The sequence below is a fragment of the Mesorhizobium sp. M7A.F.Ca.CA.003.01.2.1 genome (assembly GCF_003998945.1).
Lineage (GTDB): Bacteria > Pseudomonadota > Alphaproteobacteria > Rhizobiales > Rhizobiaceae > Mesorhizobium > Mesorhizobium ciceri.
Genome location: NZ_RZRA01000150.1, coordinates 1 through 7634, shown reverse-complemented (window position 1 = coordinate 7634; position 7634 = coordinate 1). Strand labels below are relative to the sequence as shown.

Below are 7634 nucleotides of genomic sequence, written 5' to 3'. Positions count from 1 at the left end.
GTTGTCGCCCAGGGCGGTCTTCACCGCACCGGCCACGTCCTGCCCGGATGGCAAACCAAGGTCGTAACAGCGCCAGCAATCCATGAAGGCAACCGGCCGGACTGTGCCGTTCAATTCCGCACTCAGGCCGGCAATCGTCAGTTCTTTCGACAGGAATGGTCCTATGCGCCGGGCACTTTGAGCTTTCGACGGGGGGTCGGCTGAGGCAAACCGGTTCCAGTCGACAATCCAGTTCTCGGGTATTGGAATCTCCCCACCCGGGCGCAGGCTGGAAAAGGACAGCATTTTGCGCAGATTGGCTGGTTCTTCGACCGACCTGTCGTTCACGACATAGAACTGCCGGACCATGGCGTGGGCAAAGCGCGACGCACCGAAGGTGAATTCCAAAGGCAGCGCATTGAAAGTCTCAAGTGCCGAGACTCCGGCGCCAAGAAAATCGTCACTGGCGAAAAAATGGTCCCATATTTCCGGAGCCAGAACTTTTCTCAGATAGTCGTTGATGATCACAGTGCGGTAAACCGAGGTCAGATAGATCCTGGCACGCTTGTAAGCTTCTGCTGGGTCGGTGCCGATGCCAAGCAGCAGATCCACGATCCTGTTGTGGATGCCCATGAGTGTGCAGAGCAGTTGCGACAGGACAAGATTGTCGTCGTTTCGCGGATCCGCCACCAAGGGCCGATAAGGCGATCGCCGACCCTCGACACTGATAAACTTGCCCGAGAAGTCGATGCGCGGCAAATCACGGCCTTGCATGGTCTTACCGTCGACCGGAAGCATACTGCCTTTCATGCAAGGCAAGCCGATCGGAAAGCGGCAAGCCGACAGGTCCGCCCCATCCGCAACATCGTAGAGATGGGCGTCGACGATTGGCCCCCGCCCATAGAGCCCCGAAAGGTCAAGGCCTTGCGAGGACGCGTTCTTCAAATGATGGGTTTTGCCTGTCGGCTTGGGCAATCCGAATATTTGGCTGAAGACGATGTCATGGAACACGAATTGACCGAAATAGGTAAAGCCGGCTGGTGTAGGGCTGAGATCACTGCCTTCAAGTCCATCGGTCGGGCCGACCATTTCCGCCGTGATGTCCAGCAAGCCCGCCTTGGTGCGGTCGATGGCGCTCTCGTCTTCGGTTGCGTCAAACAAGGCGATCGGCATGTCCGCCAGGGACGGGAAGAGCCTGATGCCTCTCAAGGTCGGCTTGTCGTTGAGGCCGTCGTCTGAATTCTGGTTTGACCGGTTCGGTATGTTGGCGGCTTCGAAGGAGGACGTTTCGCCGTGGAGCATCGAAGTAGACCTCGTTTTCCAGAAGGATGAATGCGGCCAGGCGAGTAGCTTGGCATGAATCCGGGAGTAGAAACAGACTTGCCCGTCGGTGGTCTGAATGGCGCGGCCCCAGAGCAGAGCGACATTGCCGAGGCGATCATGACACTGACGGATCGAGCTTCGGGCCCGCCGAGACGGCGGTGAACAGCACACAGGACAGAATGACGCCCGCACCCAGAAGCCCGTCGGGCGAAAGCCGTTCACCAAGCAGAGCGGCAGCGGAAATGGCGGCGAACACACCCTCTCCGCTGCAAATCACCGCCGCATGGGACGAAGTGGTGTAGCGCTGTGCAGAAGTCTGCAGGCAAAAGCCGACAGCGGTCGAGAACACACCAAGCGTGATGAGTTCTGGCCATGCTGCCATAATTGCCTGAAATGTCATTGTGCCCTGCAGGGCGAAAGGTAGCGTGGCAACGGCCGTGCCGATGAACTGTGCGGCCGCCGTCGCGAAGGGATGGCCATGTGCCTGCACATGCCGCCCGAGTTCGACCGTCCATACTGCAAAACAGATTGCAGTCAGGACGGCGAAAGCGTCGCCGGCGGTTGCCGAACCATTGAAGCCGCCCGCCAGGAGAGCCGATCCCACGACCGTCAGAATTGCGACGAATAGGATCAGTGCACTTGGACGCTCCCTCATGATCAGCCATGCGGCGATCGGCGTGATAACAGTGGAAGCGCTGATAAGGAGGCTCGAGTTCGTCACCGTCGTGCTGACATAGGACAATTGCTGGACCACACAGCCGAGAGCAAAAAGCAGAACCACTCTCGCCACACTTGGAAACCAGCCGGTGTTGGTTTCGGGGTCGCGCTCCCGCACCGCGAATGGCAACGTCACCAGTCCGGCGATCACGCTGGTCAGGAAAACAACCGCCATGGGATCGAGGTGGGCCAGTATGGTCTTGTGGGACACATTGCCCACTCCCCAAATGAGCGCAGCAAGCATTAGCAAGGAATTTGCCTTGAATCTGGACATGATTGATCGCATCACCACAGCGGGCAATGGCTCCAACGGTTTGTGATCGGGTTTGAAAGCGATGATCGGGGCCGACGGACCCCGTCATCGTCGAGGTGGCTGGTGTTGCGCGGAAGAACGCGTCTTTTGGTTCGCGATCTATCCGGGGCCAGCACTCGATATATGTGATCTGCGCAAGACGGGGATGGTGGGCAGCAGGACGGGCGTTGGCGGTTCGTTCTGCTCGAAACTGACGCTGCGCTGAAGAAGCGGAAGGATGGCCTCCGGGGTTGCCGAAACCATTTGCGTGCATCGAGTTGACGAGTTCATGAAGCCAGCCTCGGACATGCTCTCGAAGACGCCGAGAAGTGGTGACCAGAAGCCTTTGAAATTCGCCAGGACCAGCGGCTTGCAGTGCCTTTCCAGCTTGCGAAGCGTCATGACCTCGGTCAGTTCCTCAACGGTTCCGATGCCGCCAGGCAAGGCTACAAATGCATCCGCGTAGTCAAACATGAGCTGTTTGCGGATACTCATGTCGGGAACTGAAATCGTCTGGCATCCCGATAATAGCATTCTCATCCGCTCGATCAGGAACTGCGGGGTGATCGCGATCACGGTTCCACCCCCTTCTGCTGCGGCAATAGCCACCTGGCCCATCAGGCCATCACAGCCACCGCCATAGACCAGGCGAATACCTGCTGCGGCTATCGTCTCGCCAAGGATGGTGGCGCAACGGGCGTGGTCGGGATCGTTGCCAAGCATGGCGCCGCCGAAAACGCAGATCGTGCCGATGCGTCGCTGCAAGGGATAGGAGCGGCCGATCTGTTCTGCGGAATTGTCGGATGATGATCCAAACATGGTGTCTCTCCAAATGAGGTTGGAATAGCGAAGCTTGATCAGCCGGCGGAATGATCGCGGGCTGCGCGAGGTTGGCTCGATCGGAACAGAAGCAGGTCAGCCCAGGACCAGAGCAGGTAACAAACGAGAAGGCTGGCGGGCGTAGACCAATGCTGTGGCTGTTCGACTTCGAATTTGAACAGCGATGCACAGAGTTCTGTCCCGGCGGCGATGAGGGCCGGCAGCCGGCTGAGAAGGACCATGACGCGAAACGGGTCGGGGCCGTATTCCGACAAGTTGAGGATCCGGACACCGGGTCGGTGGCAAGCACTGCCGAATTTTCCAACGGAATGAAGCAGGCCCGATGTCAACGCCAGCAACGGATGGCCAAGTTCAAACAGGGCCAGGCCAAGGCAACCGGCACCAACGCCGGACAGGAAATCACCCAGGCGGTTGAGATTTTCCCTAGGCTTGAGACGTCCGTTCCAGGCGCGATGGTAGATCTCGCCGCTGGCGAAGAAGATCGCCGTCGCCGAGGTCATTGCGATCGCAGCGAAATTGCCCGTCAAATAATGGCTGATGGCGGCCGGCGCGCCTGTCCAGAGGAGTTGGTTCAGATCGCCGGATACGAGAATCTGCGCCGTAATCCCCTGACAAAGACCAATGAGGTTGCCGACATTGTAGGCTCCCCCAGGGCCAGACATCCGTGCCGTTAACGCGCTGCGCCAAGCAAGGAGGCGCGGAGACCGAACCGTGAAGGATGAGGCTGTTTCGCGAGCTGAAATTTCGACTGGGGCTACACGCAGCGGCTTATTGATGTTGAGCGTCATGTCGGGTTCCTCCCTTATGACGCATGCTTTGCAGTGCTCCGCGTGATCTCAACGTGAATTGCGCTGGAATGGGTCCGTCCAGGCTAACAGGCAGATCGCATTGGCGGTTCCTGCAAGGTGACGGTTGATCTACTTCTCTCAATTGCCTCGGCCAGCCTTATCCCGCGGCGAGCTTCTGTGTCGGCGGGGCCTTGCAGCCCTGGCCGACGACATTGTCTAAGCGGATCGCCTGCCGAGCCTCCATTGACAGCCATCCGGATGCACGGGCCGCGAAGACCGGAAATCATCTCTCGACGATCATGCGAAGACACCGGGGAACGATGATCGTTATTTCACGCTGAATTACGCTGAGTTGCCCAACATCACAGCCGCAACGCCAGACTGACATCCGCAAAAGGCTGAGCGGTCGAACCTGAACCTCAACTGAATCCAAGGATGGAATTCGATCATGCTACGCAGCTTGACGAAAACATTCACCGCCATCTCGACAATCGCCGTTCTCATGGCACCTCTGATGACTCCCAATGCGGCCTACGCGAACAGCACCACCGTTCCGCGCAAATGCATAAACGGCGTGGCAAGGTGCGCATCTCGCTATCCAGCAAGCTTTCGAGACCACCCATTTCAATTCAGCGGGACAGTGCAACGCACCTTACTCCCGAGGTTGGCGCAACGCTCTCCGGGTCGGCATCCATCTCAAGCTCCTTCGAACGCCCGGCTTGTCTGAGGGTCTTCACAAAATGTTACGTAAGGGAACGTTCGCGCCTGACTCTTCTTAGGCAATCGAGGCGGTTGTCGCCTCGTGCATTGTGAAGGAGAAGAAGAATGCCCAATCAAGGTGGTAGCCACGAACAGCATGTGAAGGCAGGCCAGCAGAGCCACAAGAATGCCGACAATAAAAACCGTCAGCAACAGCAGGCCGCTGGTGGTGGTCAACGGCAGCAGGGCGATGGATCCGGCATGCGTGGTGGAACCCACGAACAGCACGTGAAAGCTGGCGAACAAAGTCACAAAAACCGCTGATCGCGGGTGATTTCAGCAGACCCACCCCGAAGTATCGGGGTGGGTCTGATTGCATCTGAAAGAGGTGCTATCGACGACGCTGCGGTTAGGGTCGCGAAAGTCGCCCCGGCGACTTTGCCGGGGCGACTTCAGTCAGGACGCCCAGTCAGGCAGCTTGCTCCAGGGCGCGCTCATTGACACCGCCTTCGCCCAGCCCGGAAAGCGCTTCGTCCGTCGCGACCTCCTCTTTCAATGTCTCGTTGAGGAGCTTGACCACGTCGCTCTTGCCAAGCTGTTCAGCCCACGCGACCAACGTGCCGTAGCGCGCGATTTCATAATGTTCGACGGCCTGTGCCGCGCCGACCAGCCCAGCATCCAGGGCTGGGTCGCCCTTGTATTCGTCGAGAATTTCCGACCCTTCCTCAAGAATGCCGTCGATCGCCGGACAGGTTTTGCCGCGCGCCGGTTTGTCCATAAGTTCGAACACTTGCTCGAGCCGATCAACCTGGCCTTCGGTTTCCATGCGATGTTTTTCGAAGGCCGCAGCCACCTCCTCGGATTCGGCGCCCTTTGCCATCTTCGGCAAGGCCTTGAGTATCTTCTTTTCAGCGTAGTAGATGTCCTTCAGCCCATCGAGGAACAAAGCCTCCAGTCCCTTGGTCGTCGCTCTTTTTGCAGTCGCCATGATTTGTCTCCCTTGGATTGTCGTGAAAGCTCACCGGCGGTGTAGCCATGGACTAACTTTCCATGGAAGCAGTTGTTCCCTGGGGGCGACGTGGAAGGGCAGCGCGTCGAACACCGCTTTTATCGAGGGCCGATCGACATCAAAAGGCGATGGACGATGACGGTGTGAGAGCCGCCGGCAGGGGGGACGGAAAGCACCGGGGTTCGTCGCGCTGTATGGAGTAGATGGTGAAAAGAGATACTTCCGATGGGTTCATATACGAAATCATATTTACATATAAAACAAATCATGATGATCTTGCTGTCGTGCAACGGCGGCTAAGGTGGTCGGTTCCGGCGTCCGTCGCCGAGCCTGAATGCCAGCAGATGATCGTGCACAATGAAATCAAAGATGATGTCGCGGTCGAGTGAGCCGTGCATTGGTCGGATGTAGGGAGTGCGGCATGCCCTTTGATGTCATCGTTGTCGGAGCCGGCGCAGCCGGGGCTGTCCTTGCCGCCCGGCTCACCGAAGATGCGGCCACGAACGTGCTTTTGCTGGAAGCGGGGCCGGACTACCGGAGCGGCGAGCAACCTGCCGAGATGGCGAGTCCAAATCCCTTCAACCTGCTGCTTCCCGATCATTTTCAGCAACAATATATGTACCCCGACCTGATGGCTCGCCGCACCAAGCGGCAGGAGCATCGGGTCTACTGGCGCGGCAAGGGGCTTGGCGGTTCGACGGCCGTCAATGGGCAGATTGCCATTCGCGGCGTGCTCCATGCCTTCGACCGCTGGGAGGAAATCGGATGCAAGGGCTGGTCGGGAGCCGACGTGCTGCCCTTCTTCCGCCGGCTGGAGGATGACCCGATCGCGGCTAATTTTCACGGCAGCGATGGCCCGATTCCGATCTACCGCGCGCCTGTCGAAAGCTGGGGAAGCGTCGACAAGGCCATGCGCCAAAGCGCGATGGCCCTCGGCCATCCCTGGCATGACGATCTCAATGCTCCGGATGCCGAAGGGGCTTGCACCTATCCCATCAACAGTCGAGCCGGCAAGCGCGTGTCGGTCAATGACGGCTATCTGGAAGCTGCCCGCGACCGGCCGAACCTCACCATCATCGGGCAGGCGACGGTGGACAAGGTGCTTTTCGATGGCAAGAAAGCGATCGGCGTTTTGGCCATCGTGGCCGGTCAGGTTCGCAAATTCGAGGCGCCGCTGGTCATCGTCTCGGCCGGCGCCATCCACTCTCCAGTCATCCTGCAGCGCTCGGGCATCGGTCCGGCGGCTCTCTTGAATCGAAAGGACATCGAGGTGCTTGCCGACCTGCCGGTCGGCGAAGGTTTCTTCGACCATCCTTATTGCCGCATCGAACTGAAGCTGAAGCCGGAATTCAAGGCGACCGATGTCGACGCGCGGCATACCAACTGCTGTGTGCGGACGAGTTCCGGCGTGCCGGGTGCCGAGCGCGACGACATTCTTTACGTCGCCATGAACCATGGCGGTATCGGCGTGGAATCCGACAGCGCCCAGTTCGGCGAGGCCATGGTCAATCTGATCCTGATGGAAGCCAAGAGCCGGGGCACCGTGCAGTTGCGTTCCGCCAATCCCTTCGACCAGCCGATCGTGGAAGAGAACATGCTGGACGATCCGATGGATCTTCAGCGCATGCGTATCGCCTATCGCCACCTTGGCGAGATTGCCCGGCAAGCGCCGATCCAGGCGATCGCCGAGCGCGTCCTGCTGGGGGATTCCGATCTGCCTTTGTCATGGCTCGAAATGGCAAGCGACGAGGAGGTCGACAATTTCCTGCTGGCGCAGTCTTCCGATGCGCAGCATGGGATCGGCGGCTGTTGCATGGGTAGGCCCGGTGAGGCCGTGGTCGATCCGGAATGCCGGGTCTACGGTTTTGAAGGGCTGCGGGTTATCGATGCGTCGATCATGCCGCTCGATTGCCAGGCAAACACCAATCTGACCTCGATCATGATTGGCGAGAAAATGGCCGACAGCCTGCGCCGGTCCATCTGACAG

Annotated in this window: 7 protein-coding genes; 2 read left to right on the top strand and 5 right to left on the bottom strand. The window is 58.9% G+C overall.

What is annotated here, in order from left to right:
* The 4 genes from EN969_RS08935 to EN969_RS08920 form a co-directional block, all read right to left on the bottom strand.
* On the bottom strand, positions 1 to 1524 hold a 1524-nt coding region (locus EN969_RS08935), incomplete at its 3' end, for a peroxidase family protein (protein WP_281060000.1).
* Positions 1418 to 2293 (bottom strand): DMT family transporter, encoded by an 876-nt coding sequence (locus EN969_RS08930; RefSeq protein ID WP_244514330.1) that lies wholly within the window; start codon positions 2291 to 2293, stop codon positions 1418 to 1420. The genes EN969_RS08930 and EN969_RS08935, both read right to left, overlap by 107 nt.
* Positions 2294 to 2431: 138 nt before the next feature.
* The gene (locus EN969_RS08925; protein ID WP_013530425.1) at positions 2432 to 3130 is read right to left on the bottom strand and encodes a TIGR00730 family Rossman fold protein; all 699 of its coding nucleotides are present in this window, start codon (positions 3128 to 3130) and stop codon (positions 2432 to 2434) included.
* Between the two features lie 38 nt (positions 3131 to 3168).
* Positions 3169 to 3939 (bottom strand): hypothetical protein, encoded by a 771-nt coding sequence (locus EN969_RS08920; protein WP_013530426.1) that lies wholly within the window; start codon positions 3937 to 3939, stop codon positions 3169 to 3171.
* 825 nt (positions 3940 to 4764) lie between these two features.
* On the opposite strand from EN969_RS08920, the gene EN969_RS08915 reads away from it, so the two are divergent.
* The gene (locus EN969_RS08915; RefSeq protein ID WP_013530427.1) at positions 4765 to 4962 is read left to right on the top strand and encodes a hypothetical protein; all 198 of its coding nucleotides are present in this window, start codon (positions 4765 to 4767) and stop codon (positions 4960 to 4962) included.
* 145 nt (positions 4963 to 5107) lie between these two features.
* Here EN969_RS08915 and EN969_RS08910 read toward each other — a convergent pair whose 3' ends face one another.
* Positions 5108 to 5626, bottom strand: coding sequence for a ferritin-like domain-containing protein (locus EN969_RS08910; RefSeq protein WP_013530428.1), 519 nt, complete (start codon positions 5624 to 5626; stop codon positions 5108 to 5110).
* A 442-nt stretch (positions 5627 to 6068) separates the two neighbouring features.
* Here EN969_RS08910 and EN969_RS08905 point away from each other — a divergent pair, with 442 nt between their 5' ends.
* Positions 6069 to 7631, top strand: a complete 1563-nt coding sequence (locus EN969_RS08905) for a GMC family oxidoreductase N-terminal domain-containing protein (protein ID WP_063168709.1) — start codon at positions 6069 to 6071, stop codon at positions 7629 to 7631.
* Positions 7632 to 7634 lie beyond the last annotated feature (3 nt).